The 23,065-nt window shown below is 41.3% G+C and carries 20 protein-coding genes and 1 riboswitch; of the genes, 16 read left to right on the top strand and 4 right to left on the bottom strand.

Annotation, left to right across the window (positions count from 1 at the left end):
- Positions 1–30: 30 nt before the first annotated feature.
- The 6 genes from CTER_RS02400 (at position 31) to CTER_RS02375 (ending at position 6,366) form a co-directional block, all read left to right on the top strand.
- Complete coding sequence (locus CTER_RS02400) at positions 31–708, top strand: ABC transporter ATP-binding protein (protein ID WP_004623582.1); 678 nt, start codon at positions 31–33, stop codon at positions 706–708.
- Positions 709–1,887, top strand: a complete 1,179-nt coding sequence (locus tag CTER_RS02395; protein ID WP_004623610.1) for an ABC transporter permease — start codon at positions 709–711, stop codon at positions 1,885–1,887.
- A gap of 65 nt (positions 1,888–1,952) precedes the next feature.
- Positions 1,953–3,932 (top strand): S-layer homology domain-containing protein, encoded by a 1,980-nt coding sequence (locus CTER_RS02390; protein WP_004623558.1) that lies wholly within the window; start codon positions 1,953–1,955, stop codon positions 3,930–3,932.
- Positions 3,933–4,091: 159 nt separating this feature from the next.
- Positions 4,092–4,343 (top strand): hypothetical protein, encoded by a 252-nt coding sequence (locus CTER_RS28100; protein ID WP_004623602.1) that lies wholly within the window; start codon positions 4,092–4,094, stop codon positions 4,341–4,343.
- 219 nt (positions 4,344–4,562) lie between these two features.
- Positions 4,563–4,665: riboswitch (THF riboswitch) on the top strand.
- 158 nt (positions 4,666–4,823) lie between these two features.
- Entirely contained in the window at positions 4,824–5,342 is a 519-nt protein-coding gene (locus CTER_RS02380) for a folate family ECF transporter S component (RefSeq protein WP_004623535.1), read from the top strand.
- Positions 5,343–5,430: 88 nt separating this feature from the next.
- The gene (locus tag CTER_RS02375) at positions 5,431–6,366 is read left to right on the top strand and encodes a DUF4097 family beta strand repeat-containing protein (protein ID WP_004623521.1); all 936 of its coding nucleotides are present in this window, start codon (positions 5,431–5,433) and stop codon (positions 6,364–6,366) included.
- 61 nt (positions 6,367–6,427) lie between these two features.
- On the opposite strand, the gene CTER_RS02370 is transcribed toward CTER_RS02375, so the two are convergent.
- Positions 6,428–7,018 carry a hypothetical protein gene (locus CTER_RS02370; protein ID WP_004623508.1) on the bottom strand — a complete coding sequence of 197 codons (591 nt, stop codon included), beginning with the start codon at positions 7,016–7,018 and terminating at the stop codon, positions 6,428–6,430.
- Positions 7,019–7,331: 313 nt separating this feature from the next.
- Between CTER_RS02370 and CTER_RS02365 the strand changes: the two genes are divergently transcribed.
- The 4 genes from CTER_RS02365 (at position 7,332) to CTER_RS02350 (ending at position 13,573) form a co-directional block, all read left to right on the top strand.
- Complete coding sequence (locus tag CTER_RS02365; protein WP_004623577.1) at positions 7,332–8,336, top strand: alpha-L-fucosidase; 1,005 nt, start codon at positions 7,332–7,334, stop codon at positions 8,334–8,336.
- Positions 8,337–8,580: 244 nt separating this feature from the next.
- Entirely contained in the window at positions 8,581–10,563 is a 1,983-nt protein-coding gene (locus CTER_RS02360; RefSeq protein ID WP_004623611.1) for a DNA gyrase/topoisomerase IV subunit B, read from the top strand.
- 82 nt (positions 10,564–10,645) lie between these two features.
- Positions 10,646–12,835: a DNA gyrase/topoisomerase IV subunit A gene (locus CTER_RS02355; protein WP_004623486.1), complete on the top strand. Its 2,190-nt coding sequence runs from the start codon at positions 10,646–10,648 to the stop codon at positions 12,833–12,835.
- Positions 12,836–12,928: 93 nt separating this feature from the next.
- Positions 12,929–13,573 carry a histidine phosphatase family protein gene (locus CTER_RS02350; protein WP_004623530.1) on the top strand — a complete coding sequence of 215 codons (645 nt, stop codon included), beginning with the start codon at positions 12,929–12,931 and terminating at the stop codon, positions 13,571–13,573.
- 3 nt (positions 13,574–13,576) lie between these two features.
- Here the strand turns inward: CTER_RS02350 and CTER_RS02345 are convergent, their stop codons facing one another.
- Positions 13,577–14,887, bottom strand: coding sequence for an MFS transporter (locus CTER_RS02345; RefSeq protein WP_004623506.1), 1,311 nt, complete (start codon positions 14,885–14,887; stop codon positions 13,577–13,579).
- A 186-nt stretch (positions 14,888–15,073) separates the two neighbouring features.
- On the opposite strand from CTER_RS02345, the gene CTER_RS02340 reads away from it, so the two are divergent.
- A complete protein-coding gene (locus CTER_RS02340; RefSeq protein ID WP_004623518.1) occupies positions 15,074–15,595 on the top strand; it encodes a peptidylprolyl isomerase in 522 nt (173 codons plus the stop codon).
- Positions 15,596–15,714: 119 nt separating this feature from the next.
- Here the strand turns inward: CTER_RS02340 and CTER_RS02335 are convergent, their stop codons facing one another.
- Positions 15,715–16,791 (bottom strand): substrate-binding domain-containing protein, encoded by a 1,077-nt coding sequence (locus CTER_RS02335; RefSeq protein ID WP_004623575.1) that lies wholly within the window; start codon positions 16,789–16,791, stop codon positions 15,715–15,717.
- Between the two features lie 375 nt (positions 16,792–17,166).
- Here CTER_RS02335 and CTER_RS02330 point away from each other — a divergent pair, with 375 nt between their 5' ends.
- The 4 genes from CTER_RS02330 to CTER_RS02315 all read left to right on the top strand — a co-directional run bounded on the left by CTER_RS02330 (position 17,167) and on the right by CTER_RS02315 (position 20,584).
- On the top strand, positions 17,167–18,960 hold the full coding sequence (locus tag CTER_RS02330) for a glycoside hydrolase family 2 protein (protein WP_004623594.1): 1,794 nt from the start codon (positions 17,167–17,169) through the stop codon (positions 18,958–18,960).
- A 253-nt stretch (positions 18,961–19,213) separates the two neighbouring features.
- Positions 19,214–19,912 carry an AzlC family ABC transporter permease gene (locus tag CTER_RS02325; protein ID WP_004623559.1) on the top strand — a complete coding sequence of 233 codons (699 nt, stop codon included), beginning with the start codon at positions 19,214–19,216 and terminating at the stop codon, positions 19,910–19,912.
- Positions 19,909–20,241 carry a branched-chain amino acid transporter permease gene (locus CTER_RS02320; RefSeq protein WP_004623545.1) on the top strand — a complete coding sequence of 111 codons (333 nt, stop codon included), beginning with the start codon at positions 19,909–19,911 and terminating at the stop codon, positions 20,239–20,241. Before CTER_RS02325 ends, CTER_RS02320 begins: the two co-directional genes overlap by 4 nt.
- 70 nt (positions 20,242–20,311) lie before the next feature.
- A complete protein-coding gene (locus tag CTER_RS02315; protein ID WP_004623548.1) occupies positions 20,312–20,584 on the top strand; it encodes a hypothetical protein in 273 nt (90 codons plus the stop codon).
- Positions 20,585–20,701: 117 nt separating this feature from the next.
- On the opposite strand, the gene CTER_RS02310 is transcribed toward CTER_RS02315, so the two are convergent.
- Positions 20,702–22,087 carry an NAD(P)/FAD-dependent oxidoreductase gene (locus CTER_RS02310; RefSeq protein WP_004623498.1) on the bottom strand — a complete coding sequence of 462 codons (1,386 nt, stop codon included), beginning with the start codon at positions 22,085–22,087 and terminating at the stop codon, positions 20,702–20,704.
- A gap of 309 nt (positions 22,088–22,396) precedes the next feature.
- Here CTER_RS02310 and CTER_RS02305 point away from each other — a divergent pair, with 309 nt between their 5' ends.
- Complete coding sequence (locus CTER_RS02305; RefSeq protein ID WP_004623514.1) at positions 22,397–22,957, top strand: hypothetical protein; 561 nt, start codon at positions 22,397–22,399, stop codon at positions 22,955–22,957.
- Positions 22,958–23,065 lie beyond the last annotated feature (108 nt).

The raw sequence follows: 23,065 nt of genomic DNA, 5'->3' as shown, positions 1-23,065 counted from the left end.
CATAACTATTTGTGGCTCATGGGGGTTAAAATGATTCAAATAACAAATATGTGTAAAATCTACGAGATGGGTGAGAACTCGGTTTATGCACTTAACAATGTCTCGCTGCACATTGCGAAACACGAATTTGTTGCAATTGTGGGTCCGTCCGGTTCAGGCAAGTCCACGCTGATGAATATGCTGGGCTGCCTGGATGTGCCCACCTCGGGAAGTTATTATCTGGATGGGCATGAGGTCAGTAAACTCAGTGACAACCAGCTTGCCGAAATAAGAAATAATAAAATAGGGTTTATATTTCAAGGCTTCAATTTGCTAAAAAAGCTTACGGCTGTTGAAAATGTGGAGCTGCCTCTGATATACCAGGGGGTGGGACATAAGGAAAGGGTAAGAAAGAGCATAGAGGCTCTGGAATTGGTGGGACTGGGGGACAGGACCCACCATACTCCCAACGAATTATCGGGAGGCCAGCAGCAGAGAGTTGCCATTGCACGTGCGCTGGTAAGTAGCCCTCCTCTCATTCTGGCAGACGAGCCAACAGGAAATCTCGATTCCAAGTCAGGAACTGATGTGATGAGAACGCTGCACCAGCTTCATGAGAACGGGAATACCATAGTGCTCATAACACACGACAACAATGTTGCGGCGCAGGCCGGCAGAATAGTAAGAATCCAGGACGGGATGATCACAGAAGATAAGGAGGCGGTGTAAATGGGGTTTTTTCAGGCCTATAAGATGGCATTGAAAAGCATAGCCGGCAACAAAGTCCGATCCTTCCTTACAATGCTGGGTGTCATAATCGGAGTAGGCTCTGTTATAACAGCGGTTGCATTTGCCCAGGGGAGCACAAAGAGCATAACAGATTCCATTGAAGGTCTGGGAAGCAATATTATCACCATAAACATAACGGGCAGGGGCAGCAACAGGAATATAACCTATGAAGAACTAAAGACCTTTGCAGAGGAAAACAGCGGGGATATAAGCATGATTGCGCCCATTGTCAATGGCAATATGACACTTAAAGCCGGAAGTAAGAGCAGAGATACCACCGTTATCGGATCAAACGAAGACTATGAATACATAAGAAACAGGCATGTCCAGTCGGGACGGTTCATTTTATCCTTTGATAATGACTATAAACTGAAAACAGCGGTGATTGGAAGTGCTGTGGCCAACGACCTGTTTGAGGGACAAAACCCCATAGGACAGCAAATAAAAATAAACGGGCAGATATTCAAGGTGGTAGGGCTGCTGCAGGAAATAGACGGTGGTCAGGATTCTTCCGACGATGACCAGGTAATCATTCCGGTTACAGTAGCCCAGAGACTCGGGCGAAATGCCAGGATATCGAACTTTACGGTACAGGCGGCTGATTCCGCCACTGTTGACCCGGCAATGGCGAAATTAACTGCATATCTGACCGACAAATTCGGAAATTCCAATGCCTTTTCGGTTAGAAACCAGGCTCAAATGTTATCCACACTCAATTCCATAACCGATACCCTTATGATAGTGCTTGGGGGAATAGCTGCTATTTCATTGATTGTGGGCGGTATAGGAATAATGAATATAATGCTGGTTTCTGTTACTGAAAGAACCAGAGAAATTGGCATAAGGAAAGCCATAGGCGCCAAGAGGAAAAACATAATGGTACAGTTTCTCATAGAAGCCATTATGATAACAGGAATAGGAGGGGTGCTGGGTATATTGATAGGCTTGTTCTGTATACGTTTCATAATAGGCGGTCTGAAAATAACCACACCTGTTTACTCACCGTTTTGGATGATGCTCTCCTTTGGGATATCGCTGGGAGTAGGAATAATATTCGGACTGTTCCCGGCATATAAGGCTGCCAGGCTGAATCCCATAGAGGCGCTTAGGTTTGAATAAAATTAAAATTTTCCTCGTGATCTTAGTAAATATTTATTATGACATGGGGATGCGGAGGTATTGAGATGCTTAAATTTAATTTCAAAAAGGTACTAGTAAAAATAATTTCCATGGCCATGGCTTTCATACTTATGTTTTCAACCATAGCTGTATTTGCCGCAGCTGAAAAAAGCCGGTCGGAATATGATGATGCCATTGCAAAGCTGGAGCTTTGGGGAGTCATAAAAGCTTCTGATGTAGGAACCGACGGAAAGATGACCAGAGAGTTGTTTTCAAAAATAATGGTCAACTCCACCGGAAACAATGAACTGGCTCAATCCATGGAAGGTTCCACTACTTTCCCGGATGTCTCGTCAAAGTCGGAATACAGCGGGTATATTAATGCTGCGGCCAAGCTGGGTTACTTATCGGCATATTCCGACGGCAAATTCAAACCGCAGGAAGCCATAACCTTTGCACAGCTGTGTACTGCAGTTGTAAAGGCATTGGGTTATACCCAGGCCGATTTAATCGGAGCCTGGCCCAACGGATATATGGATAAGGCAAAAGGTCTCGGAATTACAACCGGTTACAGTTACTCCAGCAATAGCACTATTCCTGCAAATGCTGTTGTGATTATGATTACAAGAATGCTTAATACCAATATTAAAAAAGCCAGTGCACAGGACCAGGATATAACTCTGGTGGATTCGGCAGGTCTGATGGACGATCAGAATAACTGGGTCTATGGCAAGCCGGAGGTTGCATTGAATTTCAACCCTGATACAAAAAAACTCGGTAACATAACCTTTAGAGATGATATTCCTATCCTGAGGGATACATATAATAACACTGCATCACCGGCTACAAAGAATGTTGGTGAAATCATTGCTTTAAAAGATATCAAGGACAAGGATGTAGTTTATGAGGTATACAACAAGCTCAATGTGCTGATTTACTATCTTGTGGTTGATAACAAGGTGGAGGGCGAAATAACAAGTATCCTCCCAAGCAAGTATTCACCAAAAACCCTGCAGATCAACAGTGTGGATTATGAACTGGGGCAGTACGCCAACCTGAACAGATTTAATTCATCCCCGGGTTCCTTTAACACAGGCGATGGTGTGACGGCCCTGTTGGGTTATGATGGAAAGGTTCTCGATGCCTATTTCCAAGTTGACGAAAATAATGAGGACTATGCCTTCGTCTTAAATTGCTCCACAATGGTTTCGAAAAAAGCTGAGGATTACAACAAGCAATACTATACGGTAGAATTGCTTCATGTGGACGGCTCGCGTAAAACCTACAAGGTGAACATCGACCCATATGCATTCAAGTGGAGGCTTGTACAGTATTCACTGATAAATGATGATACGGTTGCTTTGTTGAATATGACATATGATATCAGTTCGGCTTTTCAGGTAGATATAAGTAATAGAAAGATCGGTGATAATTATGTTACTGATAATGTGAAAATCTTTAATTACACAGACTATGCAGTTAATCTGGTAAGGTGGAGCGACATACCAAATGGAAGACTGCTGTCGGGGAAAATAAAGTATTTGGGATACACAGGCGACTTCAACGATGTCAATGTAATATGTGCATATGACATATTCAATGAGCAGGATAAGGATATGGTGGTCCAAAGTATTGAGAAGCCCACAGGTACAGGCGGATCATACAAATACGAACTGCTCTCGGGCAGCAGCAAGTATACCTATACATCAAAAAGTGAGATTCCAAACGCCGAAGTCGGTACTGTGTTAAGTATGAAAATGAATAATGATGTCATTGTGGACTACAATCATATAACAAATCCCGAGGAACAGTGGTGGTATGTTCAGGCGGTGGATTCAAAGCGGATAAAGATGAATAACGTAATTTACCAGTTCAGCAGCACTGTGGCGGTATACTTTAATGACTATTCCGGCAAATTAAATCCACAGCCGGTTTCGAACATCAGAGTGGGCCCGAATCAAGGTTACAGCAATATCAGAGTATATACCGACCGGCCCCTGGATAACGGGGGAAAAGTTACAATGCTAGTCTTCGATCTGAAATAGGGTTCTCAATCCAATCGAATGTGTATAAAAAATAAAAACGGCTTTATTGCCGCTTTTATTTTTTTTTATGGAAAAACCTGCATATATTTAGCAATTCTACTAATAATATGAATACAACATTTTAAATATTTTTAATTTAAAGGAGGATATTTTAAGGAAATGAAAAAATTGTTTGCTCTATTTATAGCAATTGCTTTGGTTCTTAGCCTTGGAGCCTGTGCGAAAAAGGAGGAGCCCGGAACCAGTACATCGACAGTAACTTCAACACCGACAACTACTCCCATCAGCCCTGGTGTCGCTACTTCCTCACCTGGAATGGCTACAAAATCACCGGGACTTGCAACTCCCTCCCCGGGGACGGCAACTGCTACTTCAACAGCATCTGCAACTGCTACCGCTACCAAGAAATAGCAGCAAGGAAGATTTTTAAGAAATCAAGTATTCATATATACCTGATAAGAGGAGGCTGTCTCAAAATGAGACAGCCTTTTTTTATATAGGGAAAATATGATATCGTATATTTTTATAATTGTACATATTGCCATATGGTATATATTAATATAAAATTAAAGAGCCGATAAAATATATTATTCGTTTATACGTTGTTGTATGTTATTGGTTAAAAAAATTGGCAGAGTAGAATTTTGCGCGTTAAGTGCCAAAGGGACGGGAAGTTGCCTTTTGGACGAAAAACACTTCAGTGTTTGCGGTGCAGATTTCGCATTCCGCTGCCACAAAAAGAGAAACCTCTTTTATGTGGCTTTTTACAGTGTATTCTTATTGCACTGTAACCCCGGAACGGGACACAAAAAATGAGGCGTTTTTTATTTTTGGGCTGTTAATGCTAAAAAATAAAAAATGCACTCGCACATTATAAAGGAGGTAGTGCCGATGATGCACAACAAAATCAGAAACATTCTGTTGTTGGGGCTTTTTATTGCCCTTGAAGTTATCCTGACAAGATTCCTATCCATTGAAAACACTTTTGTAAGAATTTCCTTTGAATTTATTCCAATTGCGGTTTCGGCTATTTTATTCGGGCCTGTAATGGCCGGATTGGGTGCTGCGGTTGCAGATGTACTGGGAATGCTGATATTTCCAAAAGGAGCCTTCTTCCCGGGCTTTACTTTCACTGCGTTTGTATCAGGCTTTCTTTACGGTGTATTTTTTTATAAAAAGAAAATAACCATTAAGAGAACGTTTTTTGCAGTGTTGTCAGTTATAGTAATCTGCAGTCTTGTACTTAATACATTATGGTTGGTAATGCTATACAACAAGGGTGCTTATGCCATTTTAACAGCGAGATTGGTTAAGAGCGCCGTTTTTCTGCCGGTTCAGACTTTTATGATCTATTTTATCTGGAAATATGCCGGAGGACTGATTAATCGTTCCTTAAACAACGAGATTTAAAAATATCCGAAAATAATTCCCTTATTTTAAGACATTTTATTAATTACTGCGTATTCTAAGTATATTATTAAAATGGGAGTTGAAAATATTGAAAAAAAGATATTTTTCATTTATAGCATTGACAATGATTTCGGTGGTGCTTATAGTCTCTGCAGGCTGCGGAGTGAGAATCAACGGAAAGGAATATGAACTGTACAAATCAAGCCAAAGCGACAAGAAAAATAACAACATTTTCAGCGGCATTGGTTCGGAATCAACTTATACACAGAATATTTCACAGGATAAAATTGAAGGTGAAGAGTTTAAGGTCGAAACCAATGCAGGAAATATAGATATTAGAAAAAACGACAGTTCACAAATCAGCATTAAAGCCAATAAAAAGGTAAGGGGAACTTCAGAGGAAAGCAAGAAAATAATACTTGAAAACATGGTTATTTCACTGGAGCAAAACGGAAAAGAAGTTTTAGTTGTGATAAAAACAAAGGATGGCGAAAATTTCTGGGACTGGCAGAAGGACAACTATAAAACCTATCAGATAACAATAAACTATGACATAAAAGTACCGGAAAGCATCAAGGGTTTAAACCTTAGTACCGGTGCTGGCAATATCCAGGCCGAAGCCGGGGTGGATAAGGTAAAAGCTGACACCGGAGCCGGCAACATCGACCTGAAGGGTATGAATGCCCAATTTGATATCAGTACCGGAGCCGGCAATATTGATATACACAACTCGGGAGCAAAGGGAGACTGCAAGCTGAGCACCGGTGCAGGAAATGTTGATTTTCGGGGGAAATTGGATGATTTAAGCGTATTTGATGCATCCACAGGAATGGGAAATGTTGATTTCAGAGTTCCTGCAGAGACAGAAATGTCACTGGATGCGAGCACCGGCGTGGGTATACTGGAAGGCAGCTTTATAAGCAGCAAGGATGACAAGTTCCACTTCAAAGGGGATATTAACGGAGGAGGCCCTTCCGTTAAACTGAGTACAGGTGTTGGAAACGTCAGCGTTGATAAAGATTGATCCAAAATTACAAGGGAGTGTCTGGAAATTAGACACTCCCTTGTTAAGCTTTTACTCAGATTTATAAAATGGCTTTTATAGATTCCCAGAGAATATCACAGAGCTCACCGGATTTGTTATTTTCATCATAAGGAACAGAGCCTGAAAAACCGTTCTTTCCCATTTCAAGCACATAATCACCGATTGAGGCCGATAGGAAAAAGTCACCCTCACCGAAATTCTTTCTTTCAAGGATATCAATCATCTGACCGATATCCAGAAGAGGCAGGCAATCCTGCTTGGAATAGGAATCAGGACGTTGAAATTCAAAATTGAAATCCTCATCAAAGTTAAATTCCTCTTCGGGAGCCGGCTCGGAATCAATGCCGTCAATCCTGTCCGAGGCAATATTATCCGAATATGTCTCCTCTTCCTTGACTTTAAAGGTTTCATCCGGCATGAACTTCAAATCGTTCAGAAGCATATCGTGATGCTTCAGTAATTTTATTCCGCCTATCACGTAAATAATTTGTTCATATCTCTCTTCAGCGGCGTCCACACATACATTTGCAACTGCGGTATCATAAATATGCGGAATCCAAAGGTCGCAGAGATTTTGTTTTTGTTCGAGGGTCAGGTCCTCCAGATCTTTCCTGGTAATTCTTAACTTCATGAGGTCATCCTCCATAAAAGTATTCAAAACGGGAGCTTGTCTGATTTATTAAAGTATGGCTCCTCTGTTTCAGTAATATTATAATATAATTATAATTTATTGTCATACATTTTCCTGGAAAATTGAAATCCTCCTTATTGAGGCCCGAACAGAAAACTTGTTGCCATGGTCCCCATATTTGTATTATATTTATTAATGCAGAGGTATATTGTTTCCGGAATAATGTCAGGTGCGGTAAAGGGATAAAACCGTCCCTGACAAGGAAGTACTGTCTTTAAAATTATAGGTTAAAAGTTAAGGGAGGTAATTGTTCATGGCTGAATACATCTCGATGATACCGGATACAAAGCCCTCAGAGGCTCAGAAGGAACAGATTGAAAGAAAATTCGGAATGTTCCTCCACTTTGGAATAAACACTTTTGCAAATGTTGAATGGTCTGAGGGGAACATTCCCGCAGCAGTCTACAATCCGTCGGCAATAGACGCTGATCAGTGGGTGAGGGTGGCATATGAGGCAGGTATGAATTATGTGATTCTCATTACCAAGCATCATGACGGATTTTGTCTGTGGGACAGTAAATATACCGATTATAGTGTGGCAAACTCCGGCAACAGGACAGATGTGATACGGGAAGTGGTAAATGCATGCAGCAAGTATGGAATAAAACTGGGCCTGTACTATTCCCTGTGGGACAGGCACGAACCTACATATGAGAAGGATTTTGACAACGGATACATACAGTATATGTGCGATCAGCTTACTGAGCTGCTTGACGGGAGATATGGGGAAATAGTGGAGTTGTGGTTTGACGGGGCATGGGACAAATTCCACAGGCAATGGCAGTTTGACAGGGTATACGATCTCATAAAACGGCTCCAGCCCAAATGCCAGGTTGGTATAAACCATACGATAGGAGATCATTATGACAGGCTTGGTGACCCGGATCAGCGGTATTTACCTGAAAACTATCAATTATTGGATCCCATCAGGAATTTTCCTTCCGATTTCAGATTATGGGACCCATACATCGGCAGGGAGGACGATCCAAAGCTTTATACCTTTGGAGGCAATACGTACTATATGCCGTTTGAGGCGACGATCTGCTCAAGGGAAGGCTTTAGCTGGTTCTATTCGGACATATACGAAAGCAAGCCCCTTATTGATGCCGGATATATAATAAAAAGCTATACCCAGCTGGTAAAGCAGGACAACATCATGGTGGTAAACATGCCCCCGGATATACACGGCAGGCTTACCAAAGGTGATATCGACAATTTGATGCTTGTTGCGGACGGATTGGGTATTAGAAGAAAATAAGCAGTGTGCAGGGTATATGATATATGGCTGGATAAAGATGACGAATATTTTTTATATTTAATGGCATATTGATATTATAAAGGCCGCAAATTCACCAAGCTGAATTTGCGGTATTTTTAATATCCGGGGTAAATCAGGGTGTTATAGAAGCATGATACTTCGAGGATACATCGAAATGACTTGACAGAGAACACTAGTTTGAGAAATAATGTTTAGGGAACAACAAAAAACGGAGGAGTTACTAATGACAAAAGATACAAGAAAGACTGAATATGGCAATGAAAGTATTTCATCCTTAAAAGGTGCGGACAGGGTGAGACTGCGTCCGGGTGTAATATTCGGATCGGATGGTCTGGACGGTTGTCAGCATTCTTTCTTTGAAATCCTGTCCAATTCAATCGATGAGGCGCGGGAAGGGCATGGAAATGTCATCGAGGTAACCAGGTTTACAGACCATTCCATTATGGTACAGGACTGGGGAAGAGGTCTGCCTGTCGACTACAATACCAAGGAAGAGCGCTACAACTGGGAACTGGTATACTGCGAGTTGTACGCAGGAGGAAAATATCAGAACAACTCAGGTGAAAACTACGAATACAGCCTTGGCTTGAACGGACTTGGTGCATGTGCCACCCAATACAGCTCCGAATATTTTGATGTGACTGTATTCAGAGATGGATACAAGTACCAGCTCCACTTTGAAAAGGGTGAAAATATAGGCGGTCTGAGCAAGGAAAAATGCAAATACGAGCAGACCTCTACAATTCAAAAATGGAAGCCTGATATTCAGGTTTTTACAGATATAAGCATACCTCTGGAATACTTCCAGACAGTTTTGAAAAAGCAGGCAGTTGTAAATGCAGGATTGCGCTTTATACTGAAGGATGAAGAATCAGGTGAAACCTTTGTGTACTGCTATGAAAATGGTATTGTGGATTACATAAAGGAAATAACCAGGGAAGATGGTTTCACCGAAATTCAATTCTATGAAACATCCACAAAAGGCCGGGACAGGGAGGACAAACCCGAATACAAGGTAAAGATGCAGATTGCTTTCTGCTTCAACAACCACACAAATCTTCTGGAGTACTACCACAACTCCAGCTTTCTGGAATATGGAGGCGCTCCTGACAAGGCCGTAAAAAATGCTCTGGTGTATGAAATAGACAAGTGCATTAAAAACAGGGGAAAATATAATAAGGATGAGGCTAAAATCACCTTCGCAGATATCGAAGACAGTCTCATTCTGGTTGTCAATTCCTTCTCTACCGTTACCAGCTATGAAAATCAGACTAAAAAATCAATTACCAACAGATTCATTCAGGAAACAATGACCGACTTCCTGAAACAGCAGCTTGAGATTTATTTCATTGAAAACAAGATTGAAAGCGATAAAATAGTGGAACAGATACTGGTCAACAAGCGAAGCAGGGAAACCGCCGAAAAGACCAGAATAAATATAAAGAAAAAATTAAGCGGCAGCGTGGACATCTCCAACCGCGTCAAAAAATTTGTAGACTGCAGAACAAAGGATCTTTTAAAAAGAGAAATCTACATCGTGGAGGGGGACTCTGCCCTTGGTGCGTGCAAGCTGGGAAGGGATGCTGAGTTCCAGGCCATAATGCCGGTAAGAGGTAAGATTCTCAACTGCCTGAAAGCCGAATATGACAGTATATTCAAAAATGAAATTATTATAGACCTGCTGAAGGTGCTGGGTTGTGGTGTGGAGATAAAGTCAAAGCACAACAAGGAACTGAATACTTTCGACTTGGAAAATCTCAGGTGGAACAAAGTTATCATATGTACCGATGCCGATGTGGACGGTTTCCAGATAAGAACACTGATTCTCACAATGCTGTACAGGCTTGTGCCCACACTTCTTCAGGAAGGAAAGGTATTTATAGCCGAATCGCCCTTATTTGAAGTAATCTGCAGGGATAAAAGCTACTTCGCATATTCAGAGAAGGAAAAGGCCGAAATCTTATCCAGGCTTGAAGGCAAAAAGTATACAATTCAGCGCTCAAAAGGACTCGGTGAAAATGAGCCCGACATGATGTGGCTGACTACCATGAATCCCGAAACCCGCAGGCTTATAAAGGTTATGCCGGCCGATGTGGAGCTTACGGCCCGGATGTTTGACGTATTGCTTGGAGACAACCTGCCGGGAAGAAAGATATTTATTGAGGAAAACGGCAACAAATATCTTGATATGATAGATGTAAGCTGATTAATAAATTATTAAACTGGAAGTTAAATATTAAGTATAATGAAATTCTTATAACTTGAACTTTACGGAAAAGAGGATATGAATGTCTACTCACAAAAATCTGGTTGAACAGGATATAGTTTCAACGCTTGAAAATAACTACATGCCGTATGCGATGAGCGTTATTGTTTCCAGAGCCATACCTGAAATCGACGGCTTCAAGCCCTCACACAGAAAGCTGCTCTATACCATGTATAAAATGGGGCTTCTGACCGGCAGCAAAACCAAATCTTCAAACATTGTCGGACAGACCATGAAGCTCAATCCTCATGGAGATATGGCCATATATGAAACAATGGTCAGATTGACCAGGGGCAATAATGCTCTGCTTCATCCTTTTGTGGATTCAAAGGGTAATTTCGGAAAGCAGTATTCCAGGGATATGAAGTTTGCAGCACCCCGTTATACCGAGGCAAAGCTGGACAAGCTCTGTGAAGAAATATTCAAGGACATTGATAAAAATACAGTGGAATTCATGGATAATTACGATGGCACCATGAAAGAACCCGTACTTTTACCAACTACCTATCCCAATATTCTTGTAAATGCAAATCAGGGTATTGCCGTCGGTATGGCCAGCAATATATGCAGCTTTAATCTCCAGGAAATATGTGAAGCCACCTCTGCTTTGATTGACGATGCCGAGTCGGTTCTGGAGGACTATCTCAGGGCTCCTGATTTTTCATCGGGAGGACAGCTGATATATTCCGAAAAGGAAATAAGGGATATCTATGCCAATGGCAGAGGCAGCTTCAAGGTCCGTGCAAAGTACAAATATGACAAGGAAAACAACTGCATAGAAATACTGGAAATTCCATATACCACAACTGTCGAAGCCATTATGGACCAGATAATTGATCTGATCAAGGCAGGGAAAATAAAAGAAATCACCGACGTGAGAGATGAAACAGATTTAAGCGGTCTCAAGCTTACGGTCGACATAAGAAAAAATACCGATCCCGACGCTTTGATGAACAAGCTTTACAAGTTCACTCCGCTGCAGGACAGCTTTAACTGCAATTTCAATATCCTTATTAACGGTAAACCCAGGGTAATGGGGATCAGAACTATTTTAAACGAATGGCTTGCTTTCAGAGTTGATTGCATCAAGCGTCAGACCTTGTTTGACATAGGCAGGAAGAGCGACAAGCTCCACCTGCTTATGGGTCTTAAAAAGATATTAATGGATATTGACAAGGCAATAGCCATAATAAGAGGCACCGAACAGGAAGCACTTGTCATACCCAACTTGATGAGCGGTTTCCAGATAGATGATATTCAGGCCGAATATATAGCAGAAATCAGGCTTAGGAACCTTAACAAGGAATATATCCTGAACAGGGTCGGCGAGGCTGACAATCTGGTGAAGGAAATTGCAGAATTAAAGGATATATACGGCAATGAAAGCAAAATCAAAAAAATAATTCAGAAGCAGCTTAAAGACATTACAAAAAAGTTCGGTCAGCCAAGGAGAACAGAGATAATTCATGAGGAGCATGTGGAGGAGATAACCACAGAGCACTTGGTCGAGGATTACAATCTGAAGATTTTCCTTACCGAACAGAATTATCTGAAGAAAATCGCGCTGGTTTCGCTCAGGGCAAATCCGGAGCACAAACTCAAGGACGACGATGCAATTGTTCAGGAAATTGATACCCATAACAAAGCTGACCTGCTGCTGTTCTCAAACAAGTTCAATGTCTACAAGACCAAGATTTATGATGTTCCGGACTGTAAAGCCAGCAGCCTCGGAGAATATCTTACAAATCTGTTGGGCCTGGAAAATGATGAAAAAATTATCTATGTTACGGCAACAGATAACTATGAAGGGTATATGCTGTTCTTCTATGAAAACGGAAAAGGCGCCAAGATAGAAATGTCCAGTTATGCTACAAAAACCAACAGAAAGAAGCTTGCCAATGCATACTGTGACGGTTCGCCGCTCGTCAGGATGATGTTTATGACCGAAGACATGGACCTTATAGCAACCAGCAGCATTAAAAAGGTTCTGGTATTCAATACGGAAGGTATTAACCCTAAATCCACAAGGGCTTCACAGGGCGTACAGGTGCTGACCTCCAAAAAGGGAAGTACTCTGATTCATATAAAGACTCTGGAAGAAATGCAGCTGTCTGATTTGGATTACTACCGCACAAAGAATATCCCGGCAATCGGCTGCTATATGAAAGAAGAAGACAAGGCTGATATCCAGCTGTCCCTGGACCTGGAATAAAACCGCCAGTCCGGATGGTATAATTGTCCTATCACTATTAGCAGTAGCTTATTATGCTTTATCATAGCTGCAGCACTGAGGTTGGGAGGTAAAATGCTTAATTTGTATATTACAAGACATGGTGAAACCGAATGGAATGTTGAGGGGAGAATGCAGGGCTGGAAAAACTCCGGCCTGACTTTAAAGGGCATTGAAAATGCCAAAGCCCTGGGAAAGCGTCTTGAAAGCGTGGACATCAGGGTGATATACTCAAGCTCAAGCCAAAGAGCCGTACATACCGCAGAACTTATCAGAGGTAATAGGAAAATTGACATAATTACTGACGATAACCTCAGAGAAATCAACCTGGGGGAGTGGGAAGGGAAGGCAAAAGATGAATTCGGTGAGTCTGACAAGGCGGGATTGGAGGCCTTTTGGAACAGACCCCACCAGTATAAAGCTGTCACAGGGGAGGATTTCTTTCAGGTCAGAGAACGGATCGAAGCAGTACTGGACAGAATTATCAGTGAGAACAGGGACTGCAGCATTCTGATAGTTACCCATGCCATCATTGTTAAGACCATAATGTCAATTTTTAAGGGCATTCCCATTGAAGATCTATGGAAACAGCCCTTTATACACGGTACAAGCCTGTGTGCAGTTGAAATAGACAATGCACCCCGGCACCGAGAAGCCCAGACCGGAAAGTTTACAGCAAAAGTGCTTATGGAAGGCGATATGTCCCATGCCGCCGGATAATATTTATTTATGGGGCCCGGTGTTATGCAAAACGGGCTGTTCCTGCTGTACACCTGGCTGGGAGGATTTTTTCCTTCCGGATAAATATCTTGCAATGAATAAAGCACCTGCCAGCAGCCTGAAAACCCCGACAAATACCAGGGCAGTTATGATCGAAGTATGCTTGTAGAACCATACGCCAATAAGTGGGGAGATAAACTGCGACAGGTTGATAAAAGTTGTATAAACTGCAATATTGATTGTTTTATTCTTTTGAGGCACAACTTCAATGAGATTTGCGAAAATAGCCAGAGTGAAGGCTGAAAAGGTAAGTCCGGTCATAGTACTTTGAAACAGCAGCAAGTAGGGTGTCCTGACCAAAACAATTGTTAAAGCATTGATTGACAAACCCAGGGTACCGAAAATAAGAATTAAACGTGCCCCTCTTTTTTCAATTTCTTTTCCCCAGAAGGTATATGTCAGCACTCCCGCAAAACCAACCGCCACATTTACATAGCTCAGCCAGGCTTCATTAATCCCGATTACATCAACCTGATAAATAAAAAATAAAGGCCAGCCCATATGCCAGGATACATGAAATATAAACGCCAGGATAATAAAGGTCCGGAACTCCTTATATACCAGCAGGTTGTTCAGGCACTCCCTTACCATGGCAAAACCGTTACCTTTATCCCCGCCGGAATTTAAAACCGGAGGTGTTATAACTCTCTTAAGCAGCCAGCTTTGAATTAATGCCAGGATAAGTGACAGACAGAAAAAGAGCTGGTACATTAGGATTCTTTCGCCGTCGTTTTTAGGTATATATGCAAGTAACAGCCCTGCTGCCAGGGAGGTGCTTGTGCCTACAACGGTTGCAGCTCTTGTCCTCTTCGTAAAGGCTGAATTGAATTGGGATACCATTACATCCGAGAAAAAAGACTGCCAGGATATATTGAAAACCGAAAATGGCCAGTTCATTAAAGCAATAATTGTAATATAAAGCGGTATTTTGTAATTGCCCAGTAAAGGGGACAAAGCCGCAAGGGGGTACATTATCCCGAAAAGCAGTATAAGCAGTGAAACTATTCGCTTTTTGCTGCTGCTCCGGTCCACAAGAAGACTTCCCGGGACCAGCGCCAGTATGCCCACCAGGGCCGGAAGCGAGGAAATGAGCCCTATCTGGTAATCGCTGGCGCCCATTCGCCGTGCAAACATTGAAAAGAAAGGATTGGCCAGATTCAGAATAACCGCTCCTACTGCACCTTCAAAAGTAAAAAACCATGCATTTTTTGATGTAGTGTCTAATGCTTTAAATTTTGAACCAATACCATTCATAAATAACCCCGGATATTTTTAAAAAATTACATTATTACCCAATGTTTTACGTCAACATAATGAGTATATCACAAAATCTATGAATATACTTGACATCAGCTTCGAAAACTATAAAATAATACTGACAATACATTATAGCTAAAACTTCCAGCATAGGTTTGCTGCAGTTTTGAAAGGAATGAAAAAATGAGTAAAAATCCTATAGTAACAATCGAAATGGAAAGCGGCAGTATAATGAAAGCCGAACTTTATCCTGAAATAGCACCCAATACGGTCAATAACTTTATATCTCTTATAAACAAGGGATTCTATGACGGCGTAATATTCCACAGAGTCATTCCAGGTTTCATGATTCAGGGAGGAGATCCGGACGGAAGCGGTATGGGTGGTCCTGATTACAGCATAAAGGGCGAGTTCTCGGCCAACGGTTTTAAAAATGAGCTGAAGCACGACAAGGGTGTTCTATCAATGGCCAGAACCATGGCGCCCAATTCAGCCGGATCACAGTTTTTTGTAATGGTGGCCAAAGCTCCTCATCTTGACGGCCAGTATGCAGCCTTCGGAAAGGTTATCGAAGGAATTGAAGAGGCCGACAGAATTGTCAGCGTCAAGAGGGACTACAATGATAAGCCAAAGGAAGAGCAGAAAATGAAGAAGGTTACGGTGGAAACCTTTGGAGTGGAATATCCCGAGCCTGAAAAAGTGTAAACCCCGATAATTTAACTTGTAATATTTATAAATACCATAATTTCCTTAATATTAAAGAACGCACAAGCATCTAATAAGAGGAACTCTCCTTCTGAGGCTTGTGCGTTTGCCATATAGTGCTAAATAATATACTCCGCATCAACAACAGTCTGAATATGGTCCGTTTCACCGGCAATGGCCCCGAGAAGTATGTTTACACAGTTTGCTGCTATTTCGTTAATGTTTTGACGGATATGTTTAAAATGCCTGTTTTCTATGCCGTCAAAACAGCAAAGCTCCAAATTTGAGATTCTGTCGGGATATTCATTCTCGAGTATTTGCATGACAATGCCGGCCATTTCCTGGTTTGCACAGAAAATGCCGTTTAAATTCTGTGACTGATGCAGGAAGGTCTTTATTATTGAATATTTTTCACCGAAGGCTTCAACTTTCAGATCCACCATACAGTAATTGTTCCGGTTAATAGGAATATTATTATCCAGAAGCGCATCCTCAAAGCCCTTCATTCTGTCAAAGGTTACGCTGTTTCTGCTATTTGGGGATATAAATACAATATTTCCGCCCCGTCTTTTTATCATTCCATCTACAGCTTCTTTGGTTATTTCAAGGTTATTTGTGGTTACGGTGTTGGCCTTTAGACCCTTTAAATACCTGTCCACAAATACGAAAGGGAATTGCTCGATGCTGAGTTTCAGAATATCCTCATTATACAATTCTGTTTCAGCAGGGAAAATGATCAGTCCGCTTACACCGTTCAGGATAAATTGTCGGATAGCTGCTGATTCAAGCTCCTGGGATTCTCTTGTTATCTTCACAAGCAGCATGTAGTCTGTTCTGGCTATCTCATATTCAATGGCATTTAAAAGCTGCTGGTCAACCCCTGTTTTCATTGTGGGAAGTATCAGTCCCACGGCTTTAATACTGGCTCTTATCCTGTCATGCCTGGAATTTCTGAATTTTGAGAGCTTATTCAGATTTTCGGCGGTGTTGACAAAAGATCCCTTTCCCTTGATGCGGACAATATAGCCCTGGTTGCAAAGGTGAATAAAAGCATTTTTGGCAGTAATGCTGCTGACCCTGTATTTATCCGACAGTTCACTTTCCGACATGATTCTTTCACCGGGCTTGATATTTCCGTTACATATTTCATTAATAATATCGTTTGAAATTTGCAGATATAAAGGTTGACCTTTCATAAACGCACCTCTATTTTTTATTTATTAAATACCAAATATATATCCTAAATATAGTATAAAAGTTAACATATAATTAATAAGCCATTTTAAATATGATTATATATTATGACGGTCATGGATTACAAGCGGCATACCCGAAAGAGAATAAAACAATAATGATATCATTCGAATACTTAAGTTTCCACAAAACAATATAGATCTAGTATATAAATTAGTATATTAATCTTATATTATTGATTAAAGAAATGGTGCTCTGCTGCCGAAAAAGGGAAGATTTCGGGGCCATCCTTATTAGAGTGCCTGAGTTTTAAAAAATACAATTAGATCGGGCTGGAGGCCGCTTAGGGCTTTAGTCTGAAAGCTATGGAGGTCGGAATGAAAAATGAAAGCATGGCATACAGTGCCGGAATAAATGCAAAAGGGCCAAGGCCTGATTTCTATAGAGACAATTTTATTTTGCTTAACGGAGAGTGGGAATTTGCATTTGATGACAAAGCTGTGGGCTTGAAAGAGGATTGGCAGCTGAAAGAACACTTTGAGAAAAGAATAAACGTACCCTTCTGCTATCAGAGCAAAGCCAGCGGAATAGGGGATATTTCGGCCCATCCTGTAGTGTGGTATAAGCGTACGGTAGAAATTCCCGAAAAAATGCTGGGAAAGAATCTCTGGCTTTGTTTCGGTGCGGTTGATTATGAAGCGACTGTTTGGATAAATGGAAAGTTCGCTGTTAAGCACAAAGGGGGACATACCCCGTTTCAGGTCCAAATTACCGATTACCTGGAAACGGATACCGCTGCTTTGAAGGATGGCCGCCAGACTGCGGCAATTGCGGTAAGGGCCTTTGATCCTTATGATGTAAATATCCCCAGGGGCAAGCAGCACTGGAACATTGCCACAGATCGGTGCTGGTATACCGCTACGACCGGCATATGGCAGGATGTTTGGCTGGAAGCCGTCGATGGAATAAGGATCAACAGGGTAAAGATTACACCTGATATTGATCTTAAGCAGGCCCATGTGGAATTGTTTATGGATGGGGATATCCCATGCGGGCGGATAGACTGGAACCTTAAGTTCAGCAACCGCTGTATCAGAGAGGGAGCCATATCGGTAAAAGGCAAGTCTGCCCTGTTTACAATTGATGTTGAAGAAGAGGACCCCATTAATAATAATCTTCGCCTCTGGAGCTGTGAAAATCCAAATTTGTATGACCTGGAAATAAGCCTGAGTGCCGACGGCAGGCAGCAGGATAAAGTCTTGACCTACTTTGGAATGCGAAAGATAGAAGTACAGGGAGATAAAATACTCCTGAACAATCTTCCCTTATACCAGAGGCTGGTCCTGGATCAGGGCTACTGGCCGGATACACTGCTGACGCCTCCTTCGGATGAGGCAATAATTGAAGACATTGAACTTATAAAGGCTCTTGGGTTTAACGGTGCAAGGAAACATCAGAAAATCGAGTCGGCAAAGTTCTATTATTATGCCGATGTTCTGGGGCTTCTGGTTTGGGAGGAAATGCCTTCGGCATACAAGTTTGACGATGTGGAGATCGGTAACCTTATTCCGGAATGGATTGAAGCGGTGGAAAGGGACTATAATCATCCCTGTATAATTACATGGGTTCCTTTCAATGAAAGCTGGGGAGTACGGGATATCTTACATAATAAGGAGCAGCAGGCATTTGCCCGGTCACTTTATTATATTACAAAGGCCCTGGACAAAACCAGGCTGGTCAGTACCAATGACGGTTGGGAGATGGTCACCTCGGATATTTGCGGTATTCATGACTATGTCGGAGACGGCGGGAAGCTGTATGACAAATACCTGAACAAGGATGAACTGCTGGCCTGGACTGCCGTGGGTAAGATGTTGTACAGCAGGGGTCATCGCTATGAAGGACAGCCGGTTATAATTTCAGAATTCGGAGGAGTTGCCTTTGAGGACGGCAACGACAAATCCTGGGGCTATAACGGCAAGGTGGCGGGTGAAGAGCAGTTCCTGAAAAGAGTGGACGGACTTGTAAAAGCTATTGAAAAACTGGAGTATACAGCAGGTTACTGCTATACCCAGCTCACTGATGTAGAGCAGGAAACCAACGGACTTCTCACGGCCGACCGTAAGCCAAAGGCCGAAATTCAAAAGCTGAGAGCCATATTTGAAAAATAACAAATTTATAGGAATAAATTTTAACCATTAGATTTAATTATTTAATCGGAGTAAATTTTACCTGGTGCCTTGCGTGGAAGAGCTGTGTTGAATTGAAGCTTATTTTCTGTGCAGTCGGCTAGGGGGGATTTACTCTTTTATTTTTGAATTTTCAGCCAGCAAGTGGATTGCACCATTTAGATTGCACTACGTTCAATTGACAAAAGCCGATCATAATTTTAAAATAAGAAATACTATTATGTAAGGGGGCACAATGAATATAAAAGTAAAAGCACTAAAGGCTGCATTCCCGCATACATTACCGGTTCTGGCAGGATTTTTGTTTCTGGGAGTAGCCTATGGGATTTTAATGAAATCTATCGGTTACGGGGCGGGCTGGACTTTTTTGATGAGCTTCCTGGTATTTGCAGGTTCAATGCAATACGTTGGAATTACCTTGTTAACGGCTACCTTTAATCCCCTGTATGCTCTTTTTATAACCCTGATGGTAAATGCAAGGCATATTTTCTATGGCATATCAATGCTGGAAAAGTTCAAAAATACAGGAAGATTTAAACCCTACCTGATTTTTGCCATGTGTGACGAATCTTTTTCAATATTATGCTCTGCAAAACCTGAGAAGGATGTGGACAAAAACTGGTTTATGTTCTTTATAGTATTTCTGAACAGATGGTACTGGATCACCGGTTCTGTATTGGGAGCTCTTCTGGGGAATTACATAAAGTTTAACACAAAAGGCCTGGATTTTGCATTAACCGCACTATTCGTTGTTATTTTTATAAACCAGTGGCAGGAACAGAAAAATCATTTTCCGGCTGTTGTGGGGGTGTTGAGTTCTGCTGCCTGTCTGCTGATCTTTGGGCCTGATAAATTTATCATACCAGCCATGATTCTGATTTTAATTATATTTACTTTCTCAAATAAAAAGATTTATAAAGGAGAAAACCTGTGATTTTAAGTCCATTTCAAACCTTTATTACAATTATAATGCTAATGTTAGGTACCATGTGCACCCGGTTCCTGCCGTTTATATTTTTCAGGGCCGACAGGGCGACACCCCAGTACGTTCAAAGGCTGAGCAGGGTATTGCCCTATGCCGTTATAGGGTTACTGGTAGTGTACTGTCTGAAGGGTGTATCATTTACCTCAAGTCCTTTCGGTTTGCCTGAGTTCATATCAATACTGATAATAGCCGTACTGCATGTGTGGAAGAAGAACACTCTCCTGAGTATATTTGCAGGCACGGCGTCATATATGCTTTTGATTCAGTTTATTTTTTAATGCTTTTAGCAGATTGTAAGGGTTATAATTATATATAACTGAAAGGATGATTCTTACATAGGAGGGCAAAATGAGTAAAAATATCAGGGCTTTACTGTTTGATTCAGGGAGGGTTTTAAACCGCTCTGCCGCGGGAAACTGGTTCATAGCTCCCAAGTTTTTTGATTATGTGGATCCGCAGATATTTTATTCCATTCCAAAAGCTAAGCGTGATCTGGCTTTTAAAAAAGCCAAAGAATACATAAACTCCAAAGAGCTGATAAAAACTGAAGAAGAGGAGTTTGCCCATTTTCAGCAATACTATAAAATTTTCTTCGACTCCTTCTATTCAGGCCTCTATTGATGGATACCGGCCTTGCGCACCAGTAAGGTTTTACCATTTTAACGATAAAGGAGGAACTGCTGCCAAGGTAAATAAAATGTATTCATTGTGCAGCAGCCCCTTCATATATTTATCAACTTATGATTTGCTTATTCTGTCGGAGATGGTTCTTGCAACGTGAACCCCGCTGGCGCTGGCCTGTGACAGACCGCGTGTGACACCTGCTCCGTCACCTATGGCAAACATGTTCGGAAGTTTTGTCTCCAGCTCGTTGGTGAGCTCCAGTCTTGAGCTGTAGAACTTAACTTCGACGCCGTAGAGCAAGGTATCGTAGTTTGCAGTACCCGGAGCAATTTTGTCCAGAGCGTATATCATTTCAATAATATTATCCAGATGTCTCTTGGTAAGAACAAGGCTGAGATCACCGGGAGTGGCATTCAATGTGGGGTGTGTAAAGCTTTGACCAAGCCTGTGGGCATTGGTTCTGGCACCTTTTATCAAGTCCCCGAACCTTTGGACAAGCACACCTCCGCCCAGCATGTTTGACAGCGATGCTATCCTCTTACCGTACTGATAGGGCTCATTAAACGGATGGGTAAACCTGTTGCTGACTAAAAGCGCAAAATTGGTATTTTCACTTCTCAGGCTGGGATCCGTATAGCTGTGTCCATTGACAGTTACAATGCCGTCAACGTTTTCCGAGACCACATGGCCGTAAGGATTCATGCAGAATGTACGCACCAGGTCACCATACTGTTTGGTTCTGTATACAAGCTTTGATTCGTATACAACATCGGTAATGTGCTCAAATACCTTTGCAGGGAGCTCAACTCTTACACCGATATCGACCTGGTTATTGATCATATCCAGCTTGAGCTGCTTGCACTGCTTGGAAAACCATTCGGCACCCGATCTTCCGGGAGCAACTATAAGATATTTGCACTCTATGGTTTTTTCATTGTGAAGCTCTATTGTATAACCATTCTCTGAGGGCGTAATATTTAATACCTGTGTGTTGCAAAGCATTTCAAGGCGTTCCAGCAAATATTTGTAAAGGCGTTTCAGTATTTCCAGGTTGTTCTCTGTTCCAAGGTGCTTTACTGCCGCCTGAAGCAAATGCAGATCGTTTTCAAGAGCTCTCTTTTCAATAGCCTTGGCTTCAGGTGTGTAGGTTGAAAACATCTCTTTGGTTGCACCGAAATCGACATTAACACTGTCCACGTAGTTAATCAGGTCCATTACTTCCTTATCATCAAGATAGTCATTCAGCCATCCACCGAATTCAGTTGTAAAATTAAACTTACCGTCCGAAAAAGCACCTGCACCGCCGAAACCCCGCATGATATCACAAGTTTTGCAACGTATGCAATCCTTTATTTTATTTGCAATTATAGGACAATTTCTTCCAAAGATATCATTGCCCTGTTCTATCATTACAACTTTTAAATCAGGATTCTTTTTTGTTAACTCATAGCCGGCAAAGATACCGGAAATACCACAACCAATAATTGCTACGTCATACATAGTTTTACCTCCGTAATTCACTGTGTCAATGTTGTTATCATGTATGGCACTTGAAAACAGATTTGTACAAAAATAAGAACATTGTCTTCCAAATAAGATATTATACAGGACATCTCATATTAAGTAAATGGTTAAAATGATTTCATGATACTATATTACATATTATTGCGTAAACGTTCAATCATATTGCCTGGGGTAATTTGAAAATATTTACACTACTTTAAATTTGTGCTAAAATAGCTGAAAAGGATATATAGTATGGAATTTATCCATTTCATGAATATAATCATATGAAAGGTGGATTTTATCGTGAAAAACAGGAAGAATTTAATAATGTTATTTTCTTTGGCAATAACATTATCCTTAACCGGTGTTTATGCTTCAACTGCCGTTAATGAAAGTACGGATTCTAATAGCACAGTATCATCTGAAAAAGCTGAAAATAAGATAAAAGTAGAAACAAGACTAAATACGGTTTGGCAGGATATAAAGAAAACTCATAACATAAATGAAAATGATTACATAGATTTGGATATTGGTAAACTGAACCAATTCTTGAGCGGTAAGTTAGAAGGATATACCGACAAAGACTTAATTGATGAAATGAATAAAATTTTAGCGGAAAATCTTTTTAATGCACCGGTAGGCTCAACAAAACCTAAAATTTTGCTTAACAAAGCTGGTAATGAGATTGTTTTTGCATATAAGGAAAGTGACGGTAAAAACACTTTAAATGTATTCAGGAAAACTGAAAAGAATGTGCTCACTCCGGAAGTGAAATCATCAAATGATGTTCTATTTGAAAATATCGTGCAAAAATCAGAGGGTGATCCCATTCCGGAACTGGCACCAACCATATGGTTAAATTAACACGTTGTGCTAATTAATTTAGATTTTGTTTTACCTGTGTAATTTTTTATGTCAACTAGCACTTCCACACTAACTTCATGAAATAAGATGCACGGTTAAAAACAATTA

This window comes from Ruminiclostridium cellobioparum subsp. termitidis CT1112 (assembly GCF_000350485.1).
GTDB classification, from domain to species: domain Bacteria; phylum Bacillota; class Clostridia; order Acetivibrionales; family DSM-1351; genus Ruminiclostridium; species Ruminiclostridium termitidis.
The sequence above is the reverse complement of the archived record's forward strand: the minus strand, read 5'-3'. Positions and strand labels throughout refer to the sequence as shown.

Coding starts and splice junctions, on each gene's coding strand:
- CTER_RS02400 (WP_004623582.1), top strand. CDS start 31: ATGATTCAAATAACAAATATGTGTAAAATCTACGAGATGGGTGAGAAC.
- CTER_RS02395 (WP_004623610.1), top strand. CDS start 709: ATGGGGTTTTTTCAGGCCTATAAGATGGCATTGAAAAGCATAGCCGGC.
- CTER_RS02390 (WP_004623558.1), top strand. CDS start 1,953: ATGCTTAAATTTAATTTCAAAAAGGTACTAGTAAAAATAATTTCCATG.
- CTER_RS28100 (WP_004623602.1), top strand. CDS start 4,092: ATGAAAAAATTGTTTGCTCTATTTATAGCAATTGCTTTGGTTCTTAGC.
- CTER_RS02380 (WP_004623535.1), top strand. CDS start 4,824: ATGATGCACAACAAAATCAGAAACATTCTGTTGTTGGGGCTTTTTATT.
- CTER_RS02370 (WP_004623508.1), bottom strand. CDS start 7,018: ATGAAGTTAAGAATTACCAGGAAAGATCTGGAGGACCTGACCCTCGAA.
- CTER_RS02365 (WP_004623577.1), top strand. CDS start 7,332: ATGGCTGAATACATCTCGATGATACCGGATACAAAGCCCTCAGAGGCT.
- CTER_RS02360 (WP_004623611.1), top strand. CDS start 8,581: ATGACAAAAGATACAAGAAAGACTGAATATGGCAATGAAAGTATTTCA.
- CTER_RS02355 (WP_004623486.1), top strand. CDS start 10,646: ATGTCTACTCACAAAAATCTGGTTGAACAGGATATAGTTTCAACGCTT.
- CTER_RS02350 (WP_004623530.1), top strand. CDS start 12,929: ATGCTTAATTTGTATATTACAAGACATGGTGAAACCGAATGGAATGTT.
- CTER_RS02345 (WP_004623506.1), bottom strand. CDS start 14,887: ATGAATGGTATTGGTTCAAAATTTAAAGCATTAGACACTACATCAAAA.
- CTER_RS02340 (WP_004623518.1), top strand. CDS start 15,074: ATGAGTAAAAATCCTATAGTAACAATCGAAATGGAAAGCGGCAGTATA.
- CTER_RS02335 (WP_004623575.1), bottom strand. CDS start 16,791: ATGAAAGGTCAACCTTTATATCTGCAAATTTCAAACGATATTATTAAT.
- CTER_RS02330 (WP_004623594.1), top strand. CDS start 17,167: ATGAAAAATGAAAGCATGGCATACAGTGCCGGAATAAATGCAAAAGGG.
- CTER_RS02325 (WP_004623559.1), top strand. CDS start 19,214: ATGAATATAAAAGTAAAAGCACTAAAGGCTGCATTCCCGCATACATTA.
- CTER_RS02315 (WP_004623548.1), top strand. CDS start 20,312: ATGAGTAAAAATATCAGGGCTTTACTGTTTGATTCAGGGAGGGTTTTA.
- CTER_RS02310 (WP_004623498.1), bottom strand. CDS start 22,087: ATGTATGACGTAGCAATTATTGGTTGTGGTATTTCCGGTATCTTTGCC.